The organism is Naasia sp. (assembly GCF_025465545.1).
Classification (GTDB): Bacteria; Actinomycetota; Actinomycetes; order Actinomycetales; family Microbacteriaceae; genus Naasia.
Genome location: NZ_JAODMK010000016.1, coordinates 18,740 through 42,691 on the forward strand (window position 1 = coordinate 18,740; position 23,952 = coordinate 42,691).

22 protein-coding genes are annotated in these 23,952 nt (G+C 72.3%); 9 read left to right on the forward strand and 13 right to left on the reverse strand.

Annotation, left to right across the window (positions count from 1 at the left end; translation table 11 throughout):
- The first annotated feature begins 29 nt into the window (after positions 1-29).
- Positions 30-1,052: a LacI family DNA-binding transcriptional regulator gene (locus tag JWR33_RS04775; RefSeq protein WP_297409894.1), complete on the forward strand. Its 1,023-nt coding sequence runs from the start codon at positions 30-32 to the stop codon at positions 1,050-1,052.
- 65 nt (positions 1,053-1,117) lie between these two features.
- The gene (locus JWR33_RS04780; RefSeq protein WP_297409896.1) at positions 1,118-1,402 is read left to right on the forward strand and encodes a GNAT family N-acetyltransferase; all 285 of its coding nucleotides are present in this window, start codon (positions 1,118-1,120) and stop codon (positions 1,400-1,402) included.
- A gap of 38 nt (positions 1,403-1,440) precedes the next feature.
- On the opposite strand, the gene JWR33_RS04785 is transcribed toward JWR33_RS04780, so the two are convergent.
- The 5 genes from JWR33_RS04785 to JWR33_RS04805 all read right to left on the reverse strand — a co-directional run bounded on the left by JWR33_RS04785 (position 1,441) and on the right by JWR33_RS04805 (position 6,944).
- The gene (locus JWR33_RS04785) at positions 1,441-2,490 is read right to left on the reverse strand and encodes a biotin/lipoate A/B protein ligase family protein (protein ID WP_297409898.1); all 1,050 of its coding nucleotides are present in this window, start codon (positions 2,488-2,490) and stop codon (positions 1,441-1,443) included.
- Positions 2,491-2,514: 24 nt separating this feature from the next.
- Positions 2,515-3,372: an alpha/beta hydrolase gene (locus tag JWR33_RS04790; protein ID WP_297409899.1), complete on the reverse strand. Its 858-nt coding sequence runs from the start codon at positions 3,370-3,372 to the stop codon at positions 2,515-2,517.
- 67 nt (positions 3,373-3,439) lie between these two features.
- The gene (locus JWR33_RS04795) at positions 3,440-4,285 is read right to left on the reverse strand and encodes a transglutaminase family protein (RefSeq protein ID WP_297409901.1); all 846 of its coding nucleotides are present in this window, start codon (positions 4,283-4,285) and stop codon (positions 3,440-3,442) included.
- Entirely contained in the window at positions 4,285-5,211 is a 927-nt protein-coding gene (locus JWR33_RS04800; RefSeq protein WP_297409903.1) for an alpha-E domain-containing protein, read from the reverse strand. The genes JWR33_RS04795 and JWR33_RS04800 overlap by 1 nt, the downstream gene beginning before the upstream one ends.
- Positions 5,205-6,944 (reverse strand): circularly permuted type 2 ATP-grasp protein, encoded by a 1,740-nt coding sequence (locus JWR33_RS04805; RefSeq protein ID WP_297409905.1) that lies wholly within the window; start codon positions 6,942-6,944, stop codon positions 5,205-5,207. The genes JWR33_RS04800 and JWR33_RS04805 overlap by 7 nt, the downstream gene beginning before the upstream one ends.
- Positions 6,945-7,079: 135 nt before the next feature.
- On the opposite strand from JWR33_RS04805, the gene JWR33_RS04810 reads away from it, so the two are divergent.
- The 4 genes from JWR33_RS04810 (at position 7,080) to JWR33_RS04825 (ending at position 9,926) form a co-directional block, all read left to right on the forward strand.
- Entirely contained in the window at positions 7,080-7,793 is a 714-nt protein-coding gene (locus tag JWR33_RS04810; protein WP_297409907.1) for an FCD domain-containing protein, read from the forward strand.
- Positions 7,794-7,801: 8 nt separating this feature from the next.
- Positions 7,802-9,043, forward strand: a complete 1,242-nt coding sequence (locus JWR33_RS04815) for an alpha-hydroxy acid oxidase (RefSeq protein ID WP_297409909.1) — start codon at positions 7,802-7,804, stop codon at positions 9,041-9,043.
- A gap of 68 nt (positions 9,044-9,111) precedes the next feature.
- Positions 9,112-9,549, forward strand: a complete 438-nt coding sequence (locus JWR33_RS04820) for an Lrp/AsnC family transcriptional regulator (protein WP_297409910.1) — start codon at positions 9,112-9,114, stop codon at positions 9,547-9,549.
- Between the two features lie 2 nt (positions 9,550-9,551).
- Positions 9,552-9,926, forward strand: coding sequence for a GntR family transcriptional regulator (locus tag JWR33_RS04825; protein WP_297409911.1), 375 nt, complete (start codon positions 9,552-9,554; stop codon positions 9,924-9,926).
- Here the strand turns inward: JWR33_RS04825 and JWR33_RS04830 are convergent.
- On the reverse strand, positions 9,923-13,372 hold the full coding sequence (locus JWR33_RS04830) for a bifunctional proline dehydrogenase/L-glutamate gamma-semialdehyde dehydrogenase (protein ID WP_297409913.1): 3,450 nt from the start codon (positions 13,370-13,372) through the stop codon (positions 9,923-9,925). The two genes, JWR33_RS04825 and JWR33_RS04830, sit on opposite strands and share 4 nt — an antisense overlap.
- A 191-nt stretch (positions 13,373-13,563) precedes the next feature.
- Between JWR33_RS04830 and JWR33_RS04835 the strand changes: the two genes are divergently transcribed.
- Both JWR33_RS04835 and JWR33_RS04840 read left to right on the forward strand, forming a co-directional pair.
- Entirely contained in the window at positions 13,564-14,535 is a 972-nt protein-coding gene (locus tag JWR33_RS04835; RefSeq protein ID WP_297409915.1) for a nucleoside hydrolase, read from the forward strand.
- 102 nt (positions 14,536-14,637) lie between these two features.
- Positions 14,638-16,008 (forward strand): FAD-binding oxidoreductase, encoded by a 1,371-nt coding sequence (locus JWR33_RS04840; protein WP_297409916.1) that lies wholly within the window; start codon positions 14,638-14,640, stop codon positions 16,006-16,008.
- 38 nt (positions 16,009-16,046) lie between these two features.
- On the opposite strand, the gene JWR33_RS04845 is transcribed toward JWR33_RS04840, so the two are convergent.
- Positions 16,047-17,048 (reverse strand): DNA-3-methyladenine glycosylase 2 family protein, encoded by a 1,002-nt coding sequence (locus JWR33_RS04845; protein WP_297409917.1) that lies wholly within the window; start codon positions 17,046-17,048, stop codon positions 16,047-16,049.
- 92 nt (positions 17,049-17,140) lie between these two features.
- Here JWR33_RS04845 and JWR33_RS04850 point away from each other — a divergent pair, with 92 nt between their 5' ends.
- Positions 17,141-18,130 (forward strand): acryloyl-CoA reductase, encoded by a 990-nt coding sequence (locus JWR33_RS04850; protein WP_297409919.1) that lies wholly within the window; start codon positions 17,141-17,143, stop codon positions 18,128-18,130.
- A gap of 2 nt (positions 18,131-18,132) precedes the next feature.
- On the opposite strand, the gene hemL is transcribed toward JWR33_RS04850, so the two are convergent.
- Genes hemL through hemQ form a run of 6 tightly spaced genes read right to left on the reverse strand, consistent with a single transcriptional unit; the run spans position 18,133 to position 23,947 of the window.
- Positions 18,133-19,452 carry a glutamate-1-semialdehyde 2,1-aminomutase gene (gene hemL / locus JWR33_RS04855; protein WP_297409921.1) on the reverse strand — a complete coding sequence of 440 codons (1,320 nt, stop codon included), beginning with the start codon at positions 19,450-19,452 and terminating at the stop codon, positions 18,133-18,135.
- Entirely contained in the window at positions 19,449-20,426 is a 978-nt protein-coding gene (gene hemB / locus JWR33_RS04860; protein ID WP_297409923.1) for a porphobilinogen synthase, read from the reverse strand. Before hemB ends, hemL begins: the two co-directional genes overlap by 4 nt.
- On the reverse strand, positions 20,423-21,196 hold the full coding sequence (locus JWR33_RS04865; RefSeq protein ID WP_297409925.1) for a uroporphyrinogen-III synthase: 774 nt from the start codon (positions 21,194-21,196) through the stop codon (positions 20,423-20,425). The genes hemB and JWR33_RS04865 overlap by 4 nt, the downstream gene beginning before the upstream one ends.
- The gene (gene hemC / locus JWR33_RS04870; protein ID WP_297409927.1) at positions 21,193-22,128 is read right to left on the reverse strand and encodes a hydroxymethylbilane synthase; all 936 of its coding nucleotides are present in this window, start codon (positions 22,126-22,128) and stop codon (positions 21,193-21,195) included. The genes JWR33_RS04865 and hemC overlap by 4 nt, the downstream gene beginning before the upstream one ends.
- Positions 22,125-23,282, reverse strand: a complete 1,158-nt coding sequence (locus JWR33_RS04875; protein ID WP_297409929.1) for a ferrochelatase — start codon at positions 23,280-23,282, stop codon at positions 22,125-22,127. Before JWR33_RS04875 ends, hemC begins: the two co-directional genes overlap by 4 nt.
- Positions 23,279-23,947: a hydrogen peroxide-dependent heme synthase gene (gene hemQ / locus JWR33_RS04880; protein WP_297409931.1), complete on the reverse strand. Its 669-nt coding sequence runs from the start codon at positions 23,945-23,947 to the stop codon at positions 23,279-23,281. The genes JWR33_RS04875 and hemQ overlap by 4 nt, the downstream gene beginning before the upstream one ends.
- Positions 23,948-23,952: the final 5 nt, after the last annotated feature.

A 23,952-nucleotide genomic window follows, 5' to 3' on the forward strand; every position in this document is an offset into this window, starting at 1 on the left:
CTAGACTGCGAACCGGAGCGGAGGCAACGATGACGCACGAGTTCGCTCCCGCCGCGCCGACCCTCGAGCAGGTGGCGGCCCTCGCCGGCGTCTCGCGCTCCACCGTGAGCCGCGTGGTGAACAACTCTCCCCACGTGACGAACGAAGCCGCGAGCGCGGTGCTCGAGGCGATCGAGACTCTCGGCTACGTGCCGAACCGGGCCGCACGCTCTCTCGCGAGCCGCAAGACGCAGGTGATCGCCCTGGTCGTGCCCGAGAGCACCGCCCGGGTGTTCGCCGACCCGTTCTTCGCCTCGGTGGTCCAGGGCGTCGCCCTGCACCTGGCGCAGACGGAGTACACGCTCAACATGGTCATCGCATCCGAGACGAACCCGGACAAGACGCGGCGCTACCTGATGGGCGGCAACGTCGACGGTGCCCTGGTGGTCTCGCACCACCGCGGGGACCACTCCTATGCGCGTCTCAGTCAGACGCTGCCCACCGTGTTCGGCGGCCGGCCGATGAGCGCGGAGGAGCGCGACAGCTACTTCGTGGACACGGACAATGTGGCCGGCGCCGTGGAGGCGACTCGGCACCTGCTCGACCTCGGCTGTCGGTCACTGGCGACGATCGCCGGCCCGCAGGACATGCCGGCAGGCTTCGACCGACTCCTCGGCTGGCGCACCACGCTGATCGGCGCGGGACTCGACTCGTCGCTGGTGGAGGAGGGCGACTTCACCCCGGGCCAGGGTGCGGAGGCGATGCGCCGGCTCCTCGACCGCGGTGTCCCCTTCGACGGCCTGTTCGTGGCCAACGACCAGATGGCGGTCGGAGCCCTGTCGGTGCTCCGGGACTGCGGTATCGCGGTCCCGGACTCGCTCGCGGTGGTGGGCTTCGACGGCGACTACTTCGGTCAGTCCAGCGATCCGCCGCTCTCCACGGTCGCCCAGCCGTCCACGGCGATGGGCGCGAAGATGGCCGAGGTGCTCGTGGACCTGCTCGAGGGCCGGCCGGTCGAGCGGGTCACGATCATGCCCACCGAGCTGATTGTCAGGGGATCCACCCGTCGTTAGCAATGGGTCGCCTTCGCGGCGTGCTCCGCCTACCCTCGAAGGACGACGAACGAGGAGGTGCCTCCATGCCGGAGACCCTGCGGCACGAACCGGCGCTCTCGCGCTACCTGTTGGAGCGCGACGGCGAGGTGATCGGCCTCGCCGACTACCGGGTCAAGGACGACGCGGTGCAGGTGACCCACACCGAGGTGGACCCGTCGCTGCGCGGACAGGGTCTCGGCAGCGTCCTCGTCCGCGGGATGCTCGACGATCTCCGGGAGTCGACCGAGGCACGCGTCGTGCCCATCTGCCCGTTCGTGGACGACTGGATCGGCCTGCACCCGGACTACCAGGACCTGCTGACGCGCTGAGCGCCCGACTGGCTGCGCCCGCCCGCGGCGCGAGCCGGTCACGGGACTCGGGCGAGCCACTCCTTCGTGGCGAACTTGGTGCTCACGAGCTCCTCGGCTCTGGTGTGCTCCTCGGGACTGAGCTCTCCGGGGGTTGCCCCGTAGAGGCCGGTGAAGGTGGCCTTCATCCGGTCGATGATCTCGGCGCGCGGCAGACCGGTCTGGCTGCGCAGGGGGTCCACGCGCTTCGCGGCGCTCGTGGTGCCCTTGTCGCTCAGCTTCTCGCGGCCGATCCGCAGCACCTGGACCATCTTGGCCCCGTCCATGTCGTAGCTCATGGTCACGTGGTGGAGGACCGCGCCGCCGCCGAGCCGCTTCTGGGCGGCGCCGCCGATCTTGCCCTTGGCCGACGTGATGTCGTTGAGCGGCTGGTAGAACGCATCGATCCCGAGCGACTTGAGGGCCACGATCACCCACTCGTCGAGGTAGGCGTAGGACTCCGCGAAGGACATTCCGCGCACCAGATCGCCGGGCGCGTAGAGCGAGTAGGTGACAACCGAGCCCGCCTCCATGAACATCGCGCCGCCGCCGCTGATCCGTCGCACGACCTCCACCCCGTACCGCGCGGCCGCGTCGAGGTCGACCTCGTTGCGCAGGGACTGGAAGCTGCCGATGACCACGGCGGAGCGATCCCACTCCCAGATGCGCAGGGTGGGCGGGCGTCGACCGGCGCCGACCTCCTCGGTGAGCACCTCGTCGAGCGCCAGGTGCGTGGCCGGCGACATCGGTCCCGGGTGCACGATCTTCCAGTCGTAGTCCCGCCAGCTCTTCGCGTTGCCGAGGGAGCGCCGGATCGCGGTCGCGACCGCCTCGGGGGTGAAGCCGAGGAGCACGGCGTCCAGGGGCAGCGCGGAGCGGATCGCGGCGGCGATGTGCGCGGAGTCGGCGTCGACGGGGAGGCCGTTCACCGCATGGTCGATGGCCTCCAGCGCGGAGTCGGGCTCCAGGAAGAAGTCGCCCGCGAGGCGGAAGTTCGCGATGGCGCCGTCGGCCTCGTCGAGGTCCACCACCACCAGCTTGCCGCCGGGGACCTTGTACTCACCGTGCATGCGAGGAGCCTCTCGACCTTGCGCTCAGGACGCGGAGCGCGGCGCACCGACCCGGGCGTCGAGCCAGGCGAGGAGGTCGGCGACCACCTCGAGTCGGTTGATCTCATTGAACACCTCGTGGCGGGCGTCGTCGTACACGATCGCCTCCACATCGGTCAGGCCGGAGCGGCGCACGTAGCTCTCCGCCAGGCGCTCTGCGCTGCGGCCGCCGCCGAGCGGGTCGTCGCTGCCGACCAGGATGAGGAGCGGCAGGTCGGTCGGCAGGTTTCGTGCGGGCCGCCCGAGCAGGCGCAGGGAGTCCGGCACGCCAATGAGCTTCGCCGTGATGGCGGGGAAGTTGAGCGGATCCGCGACGAACGCGGCGGCGACCGCCTCGTCCCGGCTCAGCCATTCGGCGCCGGTGGTGCCGAGGTGGCGGTGCCTCCTGCTGAGGTCGCCGCCGTTCATGTAGCCGAGCGCGCGGTAGGCGGTGCCGGTGAGGACGACCGCGTCGTAGTCGCGCGGATGCGTGTTGAGCAGGATCTGGGCGATGAGCGAACCCCAGGAGTGCCCGATCAGCACCAGCGGCACGCCGGGGTTCCCCGCCCGCAGCATCCCGGAGAGCTGGGAGATGGCGGCGATCGTGGCGCGCAGACCGCCCGGCCCGAGCCGCCCCAGGCGCGTGCGGTCTCCCCCGTGCTGGGTCATGCCGGTCACGCCGTGCCCGCGATGATCGTCGGCGACCACCGAGTAGCCGGCCGCGTTCAGCTCCTGCGCGAGCGTCCCATACCGGAGGGCGTGCTCCCCGATGCCGTGCAGCAGCTGGACGACCGCGCGCGGCTCCTCGACGAGCCACTCGTGATAGGTGATGGCGACGCCGTAGTCGTCGGTGTACTCAGGCACGCTGGATTGTCTCACTCGGCGACGTCCCGTCGCGGTGGAGGCGCCTGTGCCGCAGACGTCGGAGGGGTCACGCCTCGCGCGTGATCTCCACCTTCACGAAGAGCTTCGACCGGAACGGGCCCGCATACACGCCGCGCAGGGGCGCGACGTCCCGGTAGTCGCGGCCGCGGCCCACCAGCACGTGGCGGTCGCCGATCGGAATCAGGTTGGTCGGATCCCAGCCGTGCCACTGCCCGCAGAACCACTCCACCCAGGCGTGCGACTCTCCCGTCACCGTCTCGCCGATGGCCGCGTCGGCCTTGGGGTGCAGGTAGCCGGACACGTAGCGCGCCGGGATGCCGGCCGCGCGGATCGCGCCCAGGGCGATGTGCGTGATGTCCTGGCACACGCCGCGGCGGTCCGCCCACGCCTCGCGAGCGGTCGAGCCGACGCCGGTGACTCCCTGCATGTACTCGACGCTCTCGCCCACCATCCGGCAGATCGCCGCCGCCGCCGAGCAGGGGTCGGACGAGTCGGCGGCGATGCTCGTCGCGAGCTGGAGCACGTCGTCGGCGGGATCCGTCAGCGGCGTCTGTCCCGCCTGCTCCACGTACTCCACCTCGCGGCGGACAGCGTCGGGAAGCTCCTCCCAGGACAGCCCGACCCCGCCGTGGTGGCGGTCACGCACCTCGACGAGGCTCGTGGCGGTCAGCGACAGCTCCCGGTGCGGGGTGAGGATCTCGAAGGAGCTCACCCGGGTGCCCCAGTAGTCGACGTAGCCGTGCTGCGACGAGATGGGCGAGATGTCGAGGTGCGACGACAGCACGAACTGCCCCTCGGCGCTCGAGGGCAGCATCCGCGCCTCGTTGTAGGACGTCGTCACCTCGCCCTCGTAGTGGTAGCCCGTCTCGTGCCGGACTCGCAGTCGCTTCATCAGGTCTCCCCCGTCCACGATGGGGCGGCGTTCGTCGGGAAGTAGCGCTGCCGGATCGCCTCGGATGCCACGCTCGTCACGTCCTGCACCGCGTCCATCTGGCGGGGCAGGTCGTCGAGGATCTCGGTGACCGGGCGGTACTCGAGCTGGCTCCGGATCTGGCCGAGCAGGCGCTGGGCCTGGTCCGTCACCCCCACGCGGCCGCTGCGCGGCTCCAGCTGGCGCAGGCACTCCTCGGCCCGGCTCACCGAGAAGAGGATCGAGCGCGGGAACAGGCGGTCGAGAAGCAGGAACTCCGCCGCGTTCCGAGCCGACGGGACGCCGCGATAGGTGCGGAGGTAGGCCTCGTAGGCGCCGCAGGAGCGGAGGATCGTGGTCCAGCTCGGCCCGCTCGCCTCGGTGAGGGACCGGGTGGCGAGCAGGCGGGCCGTCATGTCCGCGCGCTCGATGCTGCGGCCGAGGGTGAAGAACTGCCAGGCCTCGTCGCGGCTGGTGGACGACTCGATGATGCCCACGGCGAGCGCGGCACGTTCCCGGATCCAGCCGAAGAACTCGTGCACCTTCTCACTCGACACGCGCCGGGGCATCCGCGCTCGGGTCGTGTTGAGGCACTCCCACAGCTCGGTGGACACGATCTCGCGCGCCCGGCGGGCGTTCTCCCGCGCCGCCCCGAGGGAGTAGGCGATCGAGGCGGGGTGCGTGCGGTCCACCGCGAGGATCGCGAGCACATCCTCCCGGGTGAGCGCCCGGTCGTCGTCCACGGAGCTGCCCATCACCGAGAGCAGGGCGCGGCAGGCCAGGTTCTCCTCGATCCACGGGTCCTCGAGCAGCAGCTGCAGGTGCACGTCGAGGATGCGGGCGGTCCCGTCGCTCCGCTCGATGTAGCGCCCGATCCAGAAGAGGCTCTCGGCGATCCGGCTCAGCACGGCTCCCCCTCCTGCTCCTGGCCAGGTGCCCGTTCCGGCGCGGAGTGACCGCAAGGAGGGGCACTTGGCGCCGCAACGGGCACCTGGGCGCGGGACTGCTGCTGCTGCTGGTCCTGCTCGCCGTGGTCGTGAGGCTTGTCCTGCGGGGAGTGGTCGGGGGCGTGCTCGCGGATCACCGGGATCGAGGTGGTCGGCGAAGCCTGGCCTGCCACGAGGCCCTGGATGCTGCGCCTGCCCCCGCCGTTCGGGATCGGGTCACGACCGACCACCCAGGTGTCCTTCGACCCACCGCCCTGGCTGGAGTTGACGACGAGCTGCCCCTCGGGCAGAGCCACCCGGGTGAGACCCCCCGGCAGAACCCACACGTCTCGGCCGTCGTTCACCGCGAAGGGGCGCAGGTCGGCATGGCGGGGGCGGATCCCGTCCTCCACGAGCGTCGGGATGGTGGACAGCTGCACGACCGGCTGAGCGATCCAGCCACGTGGGTCGCGGATCAGGCGGCGACGCAGCTCCTCGAGCTCCGCCGCGGACGCCGCGGGCCCCACGACCAGTCCCTTGCCACCGGAGCTGTCGACCGGCTTCACGACGAGCTCGTCGAGCCGGTCGAGCACCTCCTCGAGCGCCCCCGGATCCTCCAGCCGCCAGGTGCTCACGTTGGGGATGATGGCGTCCTCCCCCAGGTAGTAGCGGATGAGGTCGGGGAGATAGGTGTAGACGAGCTTGTCGTCGGCGACGCCGTTGCCGACCGCGTTGGCGATCGTCACGTTGCCGAGTCGGGCGGCGAGCATGAGGCCGGGTGAGCCCAGCATCGAGTCGGCACGGAACTGCAGCGGATCGAGGAACTCGTCGTCGACCCTCCGGTAGATCACGTCGACCCGGGTGGGGCCTTCGGTGGTGCGCATCCACACCTTGCCGCCCGAGCAGAAGAGGTCGCGGCCCTCCACGAGCTCGATGCCCATCAGGCGGGCGAGCAGCGTGTGCTCGAAGTAGGCCGAGTTGTAGACGCCGGGGGTGAGCACCACCACGTTCGGGTCCTCGACGCCTGCCGGCGCGCTGGCTCGCAGTGCCTGCAGCAGGCGGTTCGGGTAGTCCCCCACCGGGCGCACGCGCATCGACACGAAGAGCTCGGGCAGGGTCTGGGCCATCACCCGCCGATTGGAGATGACGTAGCTCACCCCGCTCGGCACGCGCACGTTGTCCTCGAGCACGCGCCACGCGCCGGCCTCGTCGCGGATCAGGTCGATGCCCGACACGTGGATGCGCACGCCGTTGGCCGACTCGATGCCGGCCGCCTGGCGGTGGTAGTTCGAGGAGGAGGTGATGAGCGATGCGGGGATCACCCCGTCGCGCACGGCGCGCTGGGGGCCGTACACGTCGGAGAGGAAGGCCTCGAGTGCGAGGACCCGCTGCTTGACCCCTGCCTCGAGCTGCGTCCATTCGGCCTGGTCGATGACGCGGGGCACCGCGTCCAGGGGGAACGGGCGCTCCTCCCCCGCGAAGTCGAAGGTGACGCCCTGCGCGAGGTAGCTGGAGGCGAGGGCCTCGGTGCGGCCGCGGAGCTCCTCCTGGGTCATCCGGGCGAGCGCCGAGTGGATCTCCCGATACGGGGTGCGCGCCGTTCCCGAGCCGGGTCGCGTCGGAGGCGTCGAGAACATCTCGTCCCAGGCGGGGCGGGAGGGATCGGGACGCCGGGTGGCGCTCCGGCGCGCGTAGCCCTCGAACAGGTCGCCCATGCCGGAAGCCTACTCAGGCGCACGTTGCCGCATTGTTTCGGGCGGGCACGGTTGCAGGCGGTGACCGAGAGAAGCTAGGCGGAGGCCGGAGGGTGCGATATCGTCTGTGGTCTGACCACATGGATGCGGAGCGAGATGCCGGACAGCGAGCGCCGTGCGTGGGAGCTGGTGCTCGCACGCATCGAGGCCGACCTCGTGTCCGGACGGCTGGTGCCCGGCGACCACCTTCCCCCCGAGCGCGCCCTCGCGACCGAGCTGGGCGTCGGCCGCTCCTCGGTGCGGGAGGCGGTGCGGGTGCTCGAGGTGCTCGGCCTCGTCCGCACCCAGACCGGATCCGGGCCAACTGCCGGCGCCGTGGTGGTCTCGCTGCCGAGTGGCGGGATGTCGGTGCTGCTGCGACTGCAGGTGGCGGCGAAGGGATTCGCGGTGAACGACGTCGTGCGCACCCGCCTCATCCTCGAGCAGTCCGTCGCGACGGAACTCGCCGGCGCCGCGGATCCCCCCTTGGCAACCGCGGACGCCCTGCTCGACGGCATGGACGTCGCCGCGGACTCCGCCGAGTTCCTCGCCCTCGACACCCGCTTCCACACCGCGCTCGCCGAGGCGACGGGCAACTCCGTGGTGGCTGCGGTCATGGCCGGGCTGCGCGACGCGGTCGAGCGCTACGTCGTCGCGGGCAGCGCCACCCTGCCCGACTGGCCGGCGACCTCCTCGCGACTGCGCTCCGAGCACCGTGCGCTCGTCGCCGCCATCCGCGTCCACGACCGTGACGCGGCCGCCCGCATCGTGACCGACCACATCACCGGCTACTACGCCGAGACCCAGCTGTCCGAGATCCCCACCCGCTAGGAGACCCCATGGTGCAACGACGATTCCCCAAGCCGCGCGACCTCGCGCCCCTGATGAAGTTCAAGAAGCCGACGCTGAACGCGAAGAAGCGCCGGCTCGCCGAGGCCTACACGATCTACGACCTGCGGCAGATCGCCAAGCGGCGCACCCCCAAGGCGCCGTTCGACTACACGGACGGCTCCGCCGAGCAGGAGCTGTCGATCGCCCGTGCCCGCCAGGCGTTCGAGGACGTGGAGTTCCACCCCGCGATCCTCCGCGACGTCTCGCAGGTCGACACCGGCTGGGACGTGCTGGGCAAGCGGGTGGCGCTCCCCTTCGGCATCGCGCCGACCGGCTTCACCCGGATGATGCAGACCGAGGGCGAGATCGCCGGGGCAACCGCGGCCGCCGCGGCCGGCATCCCCTTCTCCCTCTCCACCATGGGCACGAGCTCCATCGAGGACGTGGCCAAGGCGGGCGGGCCGAACGGCCGCAACTGGTTCCAGCTGTACATGTGGAAGGACCGCGAGCGCTCGATGGCTCTCGTCGACCGGGCGGCCAAGGCGGGATTCGACACGCTGCTCGTGACGGTCGACGTGCCCGTCGCCGGCGCCCGTCTCCGCGACTCCCGGAACGGCATGACCATCCCCCCGACGCTGACGCCGAGGACCGTGCTCAACGCCCTGCCCCGGCCCGCGTGGTGGATCAACTTCCTCACCACCGAGCCGCTCGCCTTCGCCTCGATCGACCGGTGGTCGGGCACCGTGGCCCAGCTGCTCGACACCATGTTCGACCCGACCGTCACCTTCGAGGACCTCGCCTGGATCAAGGACCAGTGGCCGGGCAAGCTCGTCGTCAAGGGCGTGCAGAACCTGGACGACGCGAAGCGGCTCACATCGATGGGCGTCGACGGGATCCTGCTCTCCAACCATGGCGGGCGTCAGCTCGACCGCGCGCCGATCCCCTTCCACCTGCTGCCCGAGGTGGTTCGCGAGGTGGGCAAGGACACCGAGGTGCACCTCGACACGGGCATCATGTCGGGTTCCGACATCGTCGCGTCGATCGCGCTGGGCGCCCGCTTCACGCTGGTCGGGCGCGCCTACCTCTACGGGCTGATGGCGGGCGGAGAGGCCGGAGTGACCCGGGCAATTGAGATCCTCGGCAGCCAGGTGGCCCGGACCATGCGCCTGCTCGGCGTCAACAGCCTGGAGGAGCTCACTCCCTCGCACGTGACACAGCTCGAGCGGCTCGTCCCCCGGGCGCGCACCTGACCGGGACCGGCGCAAGGATCGAGCGCCAAACTGTCCACGGCGCAATGATCCGGCGTAAAGTACCGCGCATGGACAACATCGACTACCGCATCCTGGACCTGCTGCGCCTGAACGCGCGCTCGGGCTACGGCGACATCGGTGGCGTCGTGGGCCTCTCGGCGTCCGCGGTCAAGCGGCGGGTCGACCGGCTCGTCGCCGACAACGTCATTCGGGCGTTCACCATCCAGGTCGACCCGGACGTGGACGGGCAGAGCACCGAGGCCTACGTGGAGCTGTTCTGCCGCGGGACCGTCGCGCCGGCCGAGCTCAAGCGGATCCTGTCCGGAGTGCCCGAGGTCGTCGACGCGGGCACCGTCACCGGCAGCGCCGACGCGATCGTGCACATGCGAAGTCGCGACATCCCCAGCCTGGAGCTCGCGCTGGAGCGGGTGCGGGTCGCGCCCAACGTGGACCACACCCGCAGCGCGATCGTCCTGTCCCGCCTCATCCACCGCCGGGCGGACTGACGATGACGCCGCACCTGGCGGTCGATCCCACCGACCCCACTCCGCCCTACGAGCAGCTTCGCCGCCAGCTGCTGCAGCAGATCACCTCCGGCGAACTGCCCGCGCTCACCCGGCTGCCGCCCGTGCGCACGCTCGCCGAGTCACTCGGCCTCGCCCCCGGCACCGTGGCCCGCGCCTACCGGGAGCTGGAGCAGGACGGGCTCCTCCAGACGCGAGGGCGGCTGGGCACGGTCGTGGCGCCGTCTCCCGATCCGGTGGCAGGCCCGGCGGCGGTGGCCGCGGCCGCCTTCGCCGACCGCATCCGCTCGCTGGGCGTCGACGACGACGAGGCCCTCCGCCTGGTCCGGGGGGCCCTCGCGGCCCGGCCGCTCCTCTAGAGCAGGCCGCCGGCGAAGGCGCTGGGCGCACCGAACCGGTGCGCCGTGATCGACACCGACTGCTCGCGGAGGAACGGGAGCAGCTCGATCCTGCCGGCCGTCGTCACCTCGCCGGAGTAGATGGCGAGGTCCGGATCCCCGCCCACGAGCCGCGCGAGCGCCGACGCGTGCCCGCCGACCAGCCGGAGGCGCGGCACGCCCAGGCCTCCCGCCGCTCGTGCGCGGAACTCCTCGTCCGTCTCGATGCGCACGTCGAGTCCGGAGCGCTCCAGTCGGGCGAGCACGACAGCGGACACCGGCAGCGCGCTGCTCACCCGCGCTGCCGCGCCCGTCCTCACGGCGGCGGCGAGGAGGCGGAGCAGCTCCGCCAGCGGAGCGCCCTCCGCCAGCCGGATCAGCAGCTCGGCCGGGCGGTAGCGGAACAGGTTCCGCTCGACCTCGAGTCCGGCGGTGTCCCGCACCACCCCGAACTCGCCCTGCCACGCCTCCTCGTCGCTGCGGGCTGCGGCGCGCACGAACTCGAAGCCCTCGTAGGGCAGGTCGGGCATCGCCGCCTCGAGCAGCTGGGCGACGCGACGCGAGATGCCGCTCAGGTCGAGGCTCGCACCCGGGCTGACGGGCTCGGGCTGCCATGAGCCCAGGGTGAGGACGTAGTTGGGTCCTCCTGCCTTCGCGCCTGCGCCCACTGAGGACCGCTTCCAGCCGCCGAACGGCTGCCGCTGCACGATCGCCCCGGTGATCCCGCGGTTGACGTAGAGGTTGCCGGCCTGCACCGCGTCGAGCCAGGTCGCCACCTCGTCGGCGTCCAGCGAGTGCAGGCCCGCGGTCAGCCCGAATTCGACGGCGTTCTGGAGCTCGATCGCTTCGTCGAGGGTCCGGGCATGCATCACCCCGAGCACGGGGCCGAAGTACTCCGTGAGGTGGAATGCGGACTCCGGTTTCACCCCGGCTCGGATCCCCGGCGTCCAGAACCGGCCCTCCTCGTCGAGGCGGCGCGGCTGGACGAGCCAGGACTCGCCCTCCCCGAGTTCGGTGAGGGCGGCGAGGAGCTTGCCTGACGCGGGCTCGATGAGCGGCCCCATCTGCGTGCTCGCCTGGGTCGCCTCCCCCACCCGAAGCGACGTCGTCGCGTCGACCAGCTGGGTCAGAAAGCGGCGGGACCGGGCCACCGATCCGACGAGGATCACGAGGCTCGCCGCCGAGCACTTCTGACCGGCGTGCCCGAAGGCCGACGTGACGACATCGGCGGCGGCCAGGTCGAGGTCTGCGCTGGGCGTGACGATCATCGCGTTCTTGCCGCTGGTCTCGCCGAGCAGCGGGAGGTCGGGCCGCCACGAGCGGAACAGGGCTGCGGTCTCCCACGAGCCGGTGAGGAGGACCCGGTCGACGAGCGGGTTCTCGAGCAGGCGCCGGCCGAGCGCGGCCTCCTCCAGGTCGACGAAGGCGAGGAGCTCGCGGGGAACGCCCGCCTGCCAGAGCGCCTCGGCCAGCACGGCGCCGACCCGCCGTGCCTGCGGCGCTGGCTTGAAGATCACTCCGCTGCCCGCCGCGAGCGCGGCCAGCACCGACCCCGCGGGAATGGAGACCGGGAAGTTCCAGGGCGGTGCGACCACGGTGACCCGGGGCGAGGAGAATCGCGCGCCCCGGATGCCGTCCAGCTCGCGGGCCCGATCGGCGTAGTAGGCGGCGAAGTCGACGGCCTCGCTGATCTCCGGATCGCCCTCGGCCAGCGTCTTCCCCGTCTCGGCGGCGGCGATCTCCAGGAGGTCGGCGCGGAACTCGGCGAGCGTTGCGGCGGCCCGATCGAGCACGTCGGCGCGCTCTGCTCCGCTCTTCTCGGCCCAGGAGTCCGCAGAGCGCGCGACCGTGTCGACGATGCGGTCGAGGATCCCCGGGTCGTCCACCCGGCACGCGCGGAGCACGACCGTGCCGAGGTCCGTGCTCCTCGCCCGGTCCAGGATGTCCCCCAGCCAGGCGCGATTTGCGGGAAGCGACGGGTCGGTGTCCGGCTCGTTCGCGAAGGGCTCGCCCGTTCGCGGCACCCGGCGCTCCTCGGCCCGGTCCTGAGTCCGATTAGGGCGGAGGGGTGCGGCATCCAGCGCGGCGAGAGAACGGGAGAAACGCTCGCGCTCGCGTTCGAAGGCCGCCGGGTCATCCGCCAGGTCGAACGCCGAGGAGAGGAAGTTCTCCTCGCTCCCGTTCTCCTCCAGGCGCCGCACCAGGTAGGAGATCGCCACATCGAACTCGCGCGGAAACACCACCGGGGTGTAGAGGAGCAGGCCGCCCACGTCCTCGCGCACCGCCTGCGCCTGCGCGCCGGCCATGCCGAGGAGCATCTCGAAGTCCACCCGGTCCGCCACTCCCCGGTCTTCGGCGAGCAGCCAGGCGAAGGCGATGTCGAACAGGTTGTGGCCGGCGACGCCGAGCCGGACCGCGTCGGTGCGCGCGGGGGTCATCGCCCAGTCGAGCACTCTCTTGTAGTTGGTGTCGGTGGCCTGCTTGGTGGGCAGGGTCGCGAGCGGCCAGCCGTGCAGGGCCGCGTCCACCCGCTCCATCAGAAGGTTCGCGCCTTTGACGACGCGTACCTTGATCGGCGCTCCCCCTCGAGTGCGGCGCTCCGCGGACCAGGCCTGCAGACCCTGCATCGCGCTGAGTGCGTCCGGCAGGTACGCCTGCAGCACGATCCCGGCCTCCAGCCCCAACAGCTCCTCGCGGTCGAGGAGCGCGGTGAAGACCGCGAGGGTGAGATCGAGGTCCCGGTACTCCTCCATGTCCAGGTTGAGGAATTTGGGGGTCGTCGACGCCGCGGCGTAGCGGTAGAGGGGGAGCAGGCGCCGCACCACCCGCTCGACGGTCTCGTCGAATGCCCACATGGAGAGGTTGGCGGCGATGGCGGAGACCTTGATCGACACGTAGTCGACGTCGTCGCGCTCGAGCAGCCGGCGGGCCCCCTCCAGCCGTCGGTCCGCCTCCTGCTCTCCCAGCACGGCCTCGCCGAGCAGGTTGATGTTGAGGCGGACGCCCGGCGATCGCAGCCGGACGATCCGCGGGCCGAGCCGCGCGGGGGTCGCGTCGAGCACCAGGTGACCCACCATCCGGCGGAGCACGACGCGCGCGATCGGCACGACGACCTCCGGGAGGAGCGGGCCGAGCAGGGCGCCCGCGATGATCGCCGCGCGCTGAGGCCACGGCAGGAAGCGGGGAATCCCCGGAAGCAGCCGTCGCAGGTTGCGGGCGGCGACGCGCAGGTCCTCCGGCCGCACGACGCCGTCCACGAAGCCGAGCGTGAACGCCAGCCCCGACGGGTCGCGCAGCAGCCCGGCGAGCCGCGCCGCGGCGGGGTCCACCCGGCCTGCCGAGCCCCGGCGCAGCCAGGTCCGGACGAGGGCGACCGAGCGCTCCTCGAGGCTTCCGCCCTCCGCTCCGCGGGGCTCGGCGTCGGGCATGCAGGAAGCATATTCCGCTCGGGGCACGGGCCGGCGTGCCCGGCCGGGCGGGTCAGGTCGTGAGCGCAACCGGCGTCATGCGGGAGTTCCCGGCTGCCGTCTCCGAGCGCGGCGGGCCATCGCCCGGACCTCCATCCGACGAGCCCGGCGCCCGGAATCCGAGCGGAGCGGCGGCCTAGACTTCCGGAGAAATGGCAGAGCCGTCCAGAATCCTTCGGGTGATCCTCGACACCGATCTCGCCATGGGCGCGCCCGGCTCGGACATCGACGACGGGTTCGCACTCGCGCTGGCGATCGCCGATCCCTCGATCGACCTCGAGCTCGTCACGACCGTCAACGGGAACACCGACGTGGAGAGCGCGACCCTGCTGACCCTGGAGCTGCTCGCCCGGCTCGGCAGGGAGGACATCCCGGTCGTGCGCGGTGCGGCCGCGCCGCTGCTGCGCCCCGACCTCGCCCGCTCGGCCTCCGAGCAGGTGCGCAGCCGGTACGGCTCGCGGGCTCCCGTCCCTGGCCACGCCGCGGTCGAGATCGTGCGCCGCGTGATGGCCTCGCCGGGGGAGATCACGCTCGTGGCGATCGGCCCCCTCACCAACCTCGCCGCCGCGCTCGCGCTCGAGCCGCGGCTGGCGACCGCGGTGCGCGAGATCGTCGTGATGGGCGGTGTCTTCCTCGCCCACACCAACCACCAGGTCATGCCCGGCGAGTTCAACATCTGGGTCGACCCCGAGGCCGCCTCCGCCGTCCTGCACTCCGGGGCCCCGCTGCGGTTCGTGGGCCTCGACGTCACCCTCCAGGTGCGGATGAGCCGGGAGGACGGTCAGCGCCTCGTCGACTCGGGCCGCCCCTTCGCGCGGTTCGCGGGAGAGTGCACCCTGGCCTGGATCGATCACCTGCGCGACACCAACCCGGGAGATCCGGCCGCCGCCGGCTCCTGCGCCATGCACGACCCGCTCGCACTGGCCGCCGTCTCGCAGCCCGGCCTGCTCACCTGGCGCGACGCCCACGTCGGGGTCGTCACCGGCCCGAGCATCGCGCGCGGCGTCACCGTGGCCGACCTGCTCACCTCCGCCTCCCCTCCCGAGCCGAACTGCCGCATCGCGGTCGGCGTCGATGTGGCCGCGTTCACCGAGCTGTTCGTGGCGAGGATCTCTCAGCTCTGACCGCCCGTCGGCGTCGGCGTTCCCCCCGGCTGCCCCCCGATGCCGGAGGAAACACCCCCAGAACGGGGCACGGCGCAAAGGTCCACCCAGTATTCTCGCGATATGGCACCGGGGATCTCGTCGGAAGACGTCGCGGGACTGCGCGACGCGGTGACCGGCGCCGTCTTCCTCCGGGACGACGAGGGACTGGCCGACGAGGCCGCCTGCTTCAACACCGCGATCGTGCACGACCCCGATGTGGTGGTGGGGGCGCGGACCACCGCCGACGTCGTGGAGGCGGTCCGCTTCGCCGGGATCCACTCGCTGCCTGTCTTCGTGCAGGCGACCGGCCACGGGGCCTTCGCCCCCATCACGGTGGGTCTTCTCATCACGACCGGCCGGATGACCGGTGTCAGCATCGACCGCAAGACCTCCGTCGCGTCGATCGGCGCAGGCACCCGGTGGGGGGAGGTCGTCGAGGCGGCCTCGCGCTACGGGCTGGCTCCCATCACCGGTTCCTCCACCAATGTGGGCGCGATCGGCTACACCCTCGGCGGCGGCCTCGGCCCCCTCTCCCGCACCTACGGCTTCACCGCCGACTGGGTGCGCGGCTTCACCCTCGTCACCGCTGACGGCCGGGTGGTGCGCGCGACCGCCGAGGAGAACGAGGATCTGTTCTGGGCGCTCCGGGGCGGCAAGGGCGGCCTCGGTGTGGTGGTCGAGATGGAGCTCGAACTCGTGCCGCTCACCCACGTCTACGGCGGCGGGCTCTTCTTCGACACCGCGCACATCGAGCGGGCGATGCGGGCCTGGGTGGACTGGGTGCACACGGTTCCGGACACCGTCACCTCCTCCGTCGCCCTCGTCCGGTTCCCGCCGATCGAGGAAGTGCCCGAGGCACTGCGCGGCAAGTTCGTGCTGCACCTGCGGTACGCCTTCGTCGGCGACGACGAGGAGGGCGAACGACTCCTCGGCCCGCTGCGCGCGGCGGCCCCCACCTTCCTCGACCTCGTGGGCGAGATGCCGACGTCCGATATCGGCTCCATCCACAACGACGCGGACCAGCCGGGACCGGCCTGGGACCGCGGCATGCAGCTCGAAGACATCGACCAGGACTTCGTCACCGAGTTCCTCGCCCGCGCCGGCGCCCGCGCGGACGTGCCGTTCATCGCGATCGAGATCCGGCACATCGGCGGCGCCGCAAGCGAGGAGCAGCACGGCGGAACCGCAGTCGGCGGCCGCCAGGCGCCGTTCACCCTGGTGATGATCGGGGTGCCGGTCCCCGAGCTGTTCGAGACGGCCATGCCGCAGAAGTCCGACTACATCGTGGCCGGCATCCTGCCGTGGATCGCGACCGAGACCAACATCAACTTCCTCGGCCACGTGGCGTCCACCCAGCAGTTCGCCAGCGCGTGGCCGAGCGACGCGTTCGACCGGCTCGCCGAGACCCGCACGGCCTGGGACCCGGACAAGCTCTTCGCCTACGGCCCGTAGGCCGGTCCCGGTCCCGGTCCCAACGGTATCGCCGCGGGTCAGTGGCCGCGGTGGTCCTGGATGGTCAGCTTCGGCCCGAAGCGGGGCTTGCGGAAGCCGCTCGCGAGGATGAGCCGCACCACCCGCTGCCGGTGTCCCCGCCACGGCTCGAGCAGTTCGAGCATGCCGTCGTCGTCCACGGGCGTGCCGGCCAGCGCCCATCCGACGATGTCGTGGATGTGGAAGTCGCCGACGCTCACTGCGTCGGGATCGCCGTGGGCCCGCTGAGCCGCCTCGGCGGCCGTCCAGACTCCGACGCCGCGGACGGTGCGGAGGCGCTTGCGGACTTCGTCGCCGCCCCGACCGAGCGAGAGCGTCCGCTCGAGACCGGGGGCGACCCGCACCACCTCCTGGCAGGTCGCCGCACGCTGGGGACCGATTCCCGCGCGATGCCACTCCCAGGACGGAATGCGGCGCCACATTTCGGGCGAGGGGAACACACGCATGCCCTCAGGCGCAGGGCCGGGCGCCTCTCCACCGTGCTTCCGGACGAGCACCCGCCAGCCGGCGTGCGCCTCGAGGGTCGTGACCTTCTGCTCGATGACCGCCGCCAGCAGCATCTCCACGACGAGCCCGACCCGGGCGAGGCGGAGCCCCGGCAGGCGGTGCGCGGCGTCCTTGACGAGCGGGTGGGCCGACGGATCGAAGCCGTCCCGGTCGTCGCCCGCGCCGAGCAGCTCGGGCACCCCGGCGATGGCCCACTCCGCTCCGGGACCCCAGGCCCGGGCGGCGATCCCTCCGCCCCGCTGCTGTGCGAGATGCAGAGTCGCCGCTCCGTGAGGGGTGAGCAGCGTGCGCCAGGCACCCGGCGGCCCGAAGCGGCCCTCACGGTCCCAGCGGAAGGTGGGGTCGCCCGTTCCGCGGCCCAGCTGGCTCAGCACGAGCCGGAGGTCGACCTTCTCCGCCGGCGCCCAGGTGGTGCCGACGGGCGTCTCCGGCCCTGCTGCCGCAGCGGAGCCGGCGAGCGCGGGGAGACCGGAGCGGGGAGGTGCGATCGTCATTCCGCTCCCCCCAAAGCCACCCGATCATCGTACGTGCGCGGGCCGACCGCGGCCGGGATACCGTAGCCCCAATCCCCTCCGGAAGGTGCCCCATGTCCTACCGCGCTCTCGTCGTTCCCGAGAAGGGTGCTCGCGCCCAGCTGCGCGACCTCGAGGAGCCGTGCGTCGTCCCGGAGGGCGCCCGCGTGCAGATCGAGGTCAGTCACTCCTCCGTCAACTACAAGGACGCGATCGCTCTCACGGGTGGCCCCGGCATCCTCCGCTCCGCCCCTCTTGTCCCGGGCATCGATGCGGTCGGCACGGTCCTCGAAGGCTCCGCCGAGTGGTCCCCCGGCCGGCGCGTCCTCGTCAACGGGGCCGGCCTCGGCGAGCGCACCGACGGGGGCCTCGCGGAATCCGTCGTCGTGCCCGCCGCGGCGCTGCTGGCACTCCCGGCCGCCTTCTCGGGCCGGGAAGCGGCGGCGATCGGCACGGCCGGATTCACGGCAGCCCTCGCCCTGCTCGCCCTGCTGCGCCACGGGATCTCCCCGGATTCGGGCGAGGTGCTCGTCACCGGCGCGGGCGGCGGGGTCGGCTCCTTCGCGGTCGCGCTGCTCGCCTCGGCGGGCTGCCGCGTCGTCGCGTCGACGGGCCGCGCGGAGGAGCGGGGTCCCGCGCTGCGCGAGCTCGGCGCCGCGGAGGTGGTGGACCGCACGCAGCTCGCCGAGGGCGGCAAGCCTCTGCAGAGCACACGCTGGGCCGCGGTCGTCGACTCCGTCGGCGGGGTGCCGCTCGCGAACGCGCTGGCGCAGACCCGGTACGGCGGCGTGGTCGCGGCCTGCGGCCTCGCCGCGAGTGCCGACCTTCCCACGACCGTGATGCCGTTCATCCTGCGTGCGGTGACGCTCACCGGGATCAACTCGGTCGATGCGCCGACGCTCGCCCGGCAGCAGGCCTGGGAGCTCCTGGCTCGCACGCTCGACAGCGCGACGATCGAGGCTATCGCCCCTCGCACGGTGGGACTCGGCGAGGCGCCCGGGGTGGCGACGGACGTGCTGGCGGGCCGGATCGCGGGCCGCGTCGTGGTGGATGTCCGCGGCTGAACTCAGGCCGGGGGCGTCCCAACGGCCGCGGCGTGCGCCGCCGACGGGAGCGCCGACAGGATCCGCTCGACCGCCGCGTCGTCGTGTGCGGCCGTGACGAACCAGGCCTCGAACACGCTGGGCGGAAGGGAGACCCCGGCGTCGAGCATCGCGTGGAAGAACGGCGGATAGCGGAACGCCTCCTGGCGCTTCACCTCGGCGTAGGACTGCGCCGGCCCGCCGAACACGAAGCTGAACAGGTTCCCTGCCCGCTGCACCGAGTGCACGACCCCGGCCGCGGACAGCGCCTCGGATACCGCGGCGGACAGCTGCGCGGCCACCGCGTCGAGCCGGCCGTAGACCGCGTCGTCGGCAAGGCGCAGCGTGGTGAGGCCCGCGGCCACCGCCACCGGATTCCCCGACAGGGTGCCCGCCTGGTACACCGGCCCGAGTGGGGCCAGATGCTCCATCACGTCGGCCCGGCCGCCCAGCGCGGCGAGGGGCATCCCCCCGCCCACGACCTTGCCGAAGGTGAACAGGTCCGGCGTGTAGCCGTCGGCCCCGCCGTCGTTCTCGAGGCCCCACCAGCCCGCCCGGCCGACCCGGAAGCCGGTGAGCACCTCGTCGAGGATGACGAGCGCGCCGTGCTCGTGGGCCAGCCGGTGCACGGCCGCGTTGAAGCCGGGCAGCGGCGGGACGACCCCCATGTTGGCGGCGGCGGCCTCGGTGATGACGGCGGCGATGCGGTCGCCGTAGCGCCCGAACGCCTCGGTCAGCGCGCCGAGGTCGTTGTACGGCAGCACCAGGGTGAGGGCGGCGACGTCGGCCGGCACTCCCGCCGAACCGGGGAGCGACAGGGTGGCGACGCCCGAGCCGGACTCGGCGAGGAGCGCGTCCGAATGGCCATGGTAGTGCCCGGCGAATTTCACCAGCAGGTCGCGGCCGGTGAAGCCGCGCGCGAGGCGGATCGCCGTCATGGTCGCCTCGGTCCCGGTGGACACCAGTCGCACCCGCTCGACGGGAGAGACCGATCCCGCGCGGACGCGCGCGATGACCAGCTCGGCGAGCTCGGTCTCCGACGGCGTGGACGCACCGAAGGAGAGCCCGCGGGCGGCTGCCTGCTGCACAGCGGCGACGACCTCGGGATGCGCGTGGCCGAGGATCGCCGGACCCCAGGAGGCGACCAGGTCCACATATTCGGTGCCCTCGCTGTCGGTCACGTACGGGCCGGAGGCGCCGACGAGGAAGCGGGGGGTCCCGCCCACGGAGCCGAACGCGCGGACCGGCGAGTTCACGCCCCCCGGGATCGATCGCTGGGCGCGGGCGAAGAGGTCGGAGTTCACCCGTCCTCCCGGATCCAGCGCGCGGCCTCCACCGCCCAGTAGCTGAGGACCGCCTCCGCCCCCGCGCGGCGGATGGCCACCAGGGACTCCAGGACCGCACGCCGGCGGTCGATCCAGCCGTTCGCGGCGGCGGCCTCGAGCATCGCGTACTCGCCGGACACCTGGTATGCCCAGACGGGAATGGAGCTGGCCGCGGCGACGTCGGCGAGCACATCCAGGTAGCTGGAGGCCGGCTTCACCATGACGACGTCGGCGCCCTGCTCCTCGTCGAGAGCGGCCTCGCGCACGCCCTCCCGGCGGTTGGCGGGGTCGAGCTGGTAGGTGCGGCGGTCGCCGGCGAGCTGCGAGTCGACGGCCTCGCGGAATGGGCCGTAGTAGGCCGACGCGTACTTGCCCGCGTAGCCGAGGATCGCGGTGCCGGCGAAGCCGCTGCTGTCGAGCGCGTCGCGGACCGCGGCCACCTGGTTGTCCATCATCCCCGAGAGCCCGAGCAGCTGTGATCCGCTCGCAGCCTGGATCACGCCCATGTCGCGATAGCGCTCGAGGGTGGCGTCGTTGTCCACCGAGCCGTCGGGAGCGAGCACCCCGCAGTGGCCGTGATCGGTGAACTCGTCGAGGCACAGGTCGGTCTGCACGACCAGGGCCTCGCCCACCTCGTCCGCGACCGCGCGGGTCGCCACGTTCAGGATGCCGTCCGGATCGGTCGCGCGCGTGCCCGTCGAGTCGCGCTCGAGCGGAACGCCGAAGAGCATCACGCCGCCGATGCCGGCCTCGGCCGCCTCGACGGCCGCGCGGCGCAGGCTGTCCAGGCTGTGCTGGACCACTCCGGGCATGGACGCGATCGGCACCGACTCCGAGACGCCCTCGCGGACGAACATCGGCAGCACGAGCTCGGCGGGGTGCAGGCGCGTCTGTGCGACGAGCCGGCGCATCGCCGGGCTGGCGCGGAGGCGACGGGGACGGGTCGCGGTCATGACTCCTGCCTCTCAGCGACGTCGACGAGCGACTGGATGAGCGACTCGGCGGTCCGCTCGGTCGCGACGAGGTCCACGCGCAGCCCGGCGGCACGCGCGTCCGCGGCGGTGCGCGGGCCGATGCAGGCGACCAGGGTGGCCTCCGGGATGGGTCCCAGCTGGAGCTGCACCTGCTCGGCGACACTGCCCGAGGTCACGAGGATCGCGTGCACGCGGCCCACGCCGATGTCCTCGCGGATGGCCTCGTCGACGGGCACGCCGACGGTGCGGTACGCGATCACCGAGTCCACGAGGTGTCCGATCGCGCGGAGCCCGTCGGTGAGCACGGGCTTCGCGATGTCGGAGCGCAGCGCGAGGATGCGCTGCGGCGCCGAAGCCGCGGTGACCTCGGTCCACTCGGCGAGCAGGCCGCGTGCCGAGTTGTCCGCGTTGGGCACGAAGTCCACGCGGTAGCCCGCCGCGATCAGAGCCGCCGCCGTCGTCTCGCCGACCGCCGCGATGCGGGTGCGGTCCGGAACCTCCACTCGGTGGGAGGCCAGCACGTCGACCGTCGTTGCGCTCGTCACGGACATCCAGTCGAAGACGCCGTCCTCGAGATCCTGAAGTGCGCGATCGAGGGCGGGAGCGTCGGCGGTGCCGGCGAAGTTGATGAGCGGGGCAACGATCGGCGAAGCGCCCCTGGCGCGCAGGTCGGCTGCCACTCCGTGGCCCCATGGACCGCCGCGCGGGACGAGCACCCGCCAGCCCGCGAGCGGCTTCTTCGCTGTCACGCTCTGCCCCCGAGCGGGGCGAGCTCTGCCGCACCGGCGTCGAGCAGCTCGTCGACCAGCCGCCGACCGGCCGCCAGTGGGTCCAGGTCACCGGCGGCCGCGCTCTGCTCCACCTGCCGCTGCACGGAAGCGGTGCCGTCCGGCCGGTAGACGGCGGCCCAGACGGCGAGCACGCCCTGGGAGAAGGAGCTCGAGGCGGCGACCGGTGCGGTGCAGCCGGCCTCCAGGCCGCGGAGCACCTCGCGCTCGGCGGCGACGGTCAGTTCCGCCCCGGGATCGGCGAGCACGCGGGCGGCGCGCGCGACCTCACTGTTCGCGAGGTCCGCCGCCCGCACCTCCAGGGCGAGTGCCCCCTGGCCGGGAGCGGTCGGCCAGCTCCGGAGGTCCAGAGTGTCGGTCACGGCGTCCGCTCTGCCGAGGCGCTTCACCCCTGCCGCGGCGAGCAGCACTGCGTCGAGCCGGCCCTCCGACACGAAGCGCAGCCGTGTGTCCACGTTGCCGCGGATGTCGACGACCTCGAGGTCAGGCCGGGCGGCGAGCAGCTGGGCGATCCGCCGGGGCGATCCGGTGCCCACCCGCGCGCCGGACGGGAGCCGGTCCAGCGTGAGGCCGTCGCGCGCGCAGAGCACGTCGCGCGCATCGGCGCGGACCGGAACCGAGGCGAGCGCGAGCCCGTCGGCCGGCGCCGTCGGCAGATCCTTGAGCGAGTGCACCACGAGGTCGCAGTCCCCCGCGAGCAGCGCCCGCCGGAGGGTTCCCGCGAAGACGCCCCGCCCGCCGATGACCGCCAGCGAGTCGTCCCGGATGTCGCCCTCGCTGGCGATGGAGATCAGTCGCACGTCGGTTCCGGCCGCCGTCTCGAGGGCGTCCGCGACGGCTCCGGCCTGGGCCAGCGCCAGGGCGCTTCCCCTGGTGCCGATGCGAAGGGTCATGGTGCCAGCCCGGCCACCGCGGGACGGAATCCGAGGCGCGCGTTCTCGCAGCAGCCCGGACGGCACACGTCGTACCAGGGTCCCAGCGCGGTCAGCGCGGGTCGCTGGTCCGCCGGGACGCCGTCGCGGCGCTCCAGCACGAGGTCGACGAGTCCCGACACGTAGGCGGCGTGCACCCCGGGAGTCGGCACGCGGATCGCGACCACGCCATGCTCCTCGGCCGTCTCCCTCGCCTCGGTGTCGAGGTCCCACTTGACCTCCATGTGGTCGCTCACGAAGCCGAGCGGCACGATGACGACCCCCTTGATGCCGGCTGCCGCGAGCTCCGCGATGCGATCGTTCACGTCCGGCTCCAGCCAGGGCTGGCTCGGGGGTCCGCTGCGCGACTGGTAGACGAGGTCCCATGGGACGTCGCGGCCCGACTCGGCCAGGACGACCTCGGCCACGGCGAGGTGCTGGGCCGCGTAGGCGCCGCCCTCGCCGAAGCCGCGGAAGTCAGGCCCCGACCTGTTCGCGTCGCCGGTGGGGATCGAATGCGTCGAGAAGAGGATGTGCGCCTCGGTGTCGAGGTCGATGCCGAGGCGCTCCAGTTCGGCGAGCCCGTCCCGCAGGCCCTCGATGAAGGGCTGCACGAATCCCGGGTGGTCGAAGAATTGGCGCACCTTGTCGATCTGGACCACGCCGTCGAGTCCCGTGTCGGTCAGCGCCTGGGCGAAGTCCTCCCGGTACTGGCGGCAGCTCGAGTAGGAGCTGTACGCGCTCGTCGCCACGGCGATCAGCTTCGTATGACCGGCCTCGTGAGCCCCGCGCAGCGCATCGCCGAGGTACGGATCCCAGTTGCGGTTGCCCCAGAGCACCGGCAGGTCGATTCCGCGCCGAGCGAGCTCCGCCTCGAGCGCCGCCTTGAGCTCGCGGTTCTGGTCATTGATGGGGCTGACCCCGCCGAAGGCACGGTAGTGATGGGCCACCTCTTCGAGCCGCTCGTCGGGGATCCCGCGACCCCGCGTCACGTTGCGGAGGAAGGGCAGCACGTCGTCCTGGCCCTCGGGCCCGCCGAAGCTGGCCAGCAGGATGGCGTCGTAGTCGGTGGGCTGGGAGACGTGCTCGGGGCCCTCAGCCGCGGCCGCCGTGGCTGCCCGGACGAGCTCGCTCACGAGAGCACCTCGGGGAGCTCGGTCGCCTCGATGCGGCGCCCGGTGAAGAAGGGCACCTCCTCGCGCACATGCAGGCGTGCGTCCGTGGCGCGGAGGTCCCGCATCATGTCGACGAGGTCGACGAGCACGTCCGACTCCATCGGCAGGATCCATTCGTAGTCGCCCAGCGCGAAGGCGGCCACCGTGTTGGCGACGACCGACTTGTAGGCGGCGCCCTTGCGGCCGTGCTCCGCGAGCATGCGCTTGCGGTCGTCGTCCTCGAGCACGTACCAGTCGAACGAGCGCACGAACGGGTACACGGTCAACCAGTCCCGGGCACGCTCGCCCCGGAGGAACCCGGGCACGTGGCTGCGGTTGAACTCCGCATCCCGATGCACGCCCAGGGCGTTCCAGGTGGGCAGCAGGGACGAGAAGAGCGTTGTCCTGCGCAGACGCCGGAGCGCCTTCTGCAGCCCCTCGGCCTTCGGCCCGACGAGCCAGACCATCACGTCCGCGTCCGCCCGGATCGAGGAAACATCGTAGAAGCCGCGCACCGTGATGCCCTCGTTGGAGAGCTCGCCGACCAATTCCAGAACCTCGCCGACATCGCCCGCCGGGGCGGGCAGCGAGGGGTTTCGTCGGAGCACGGCCCACAGCGCAAAAGCGGTGGACGTCATGGGTCCCATTGTCC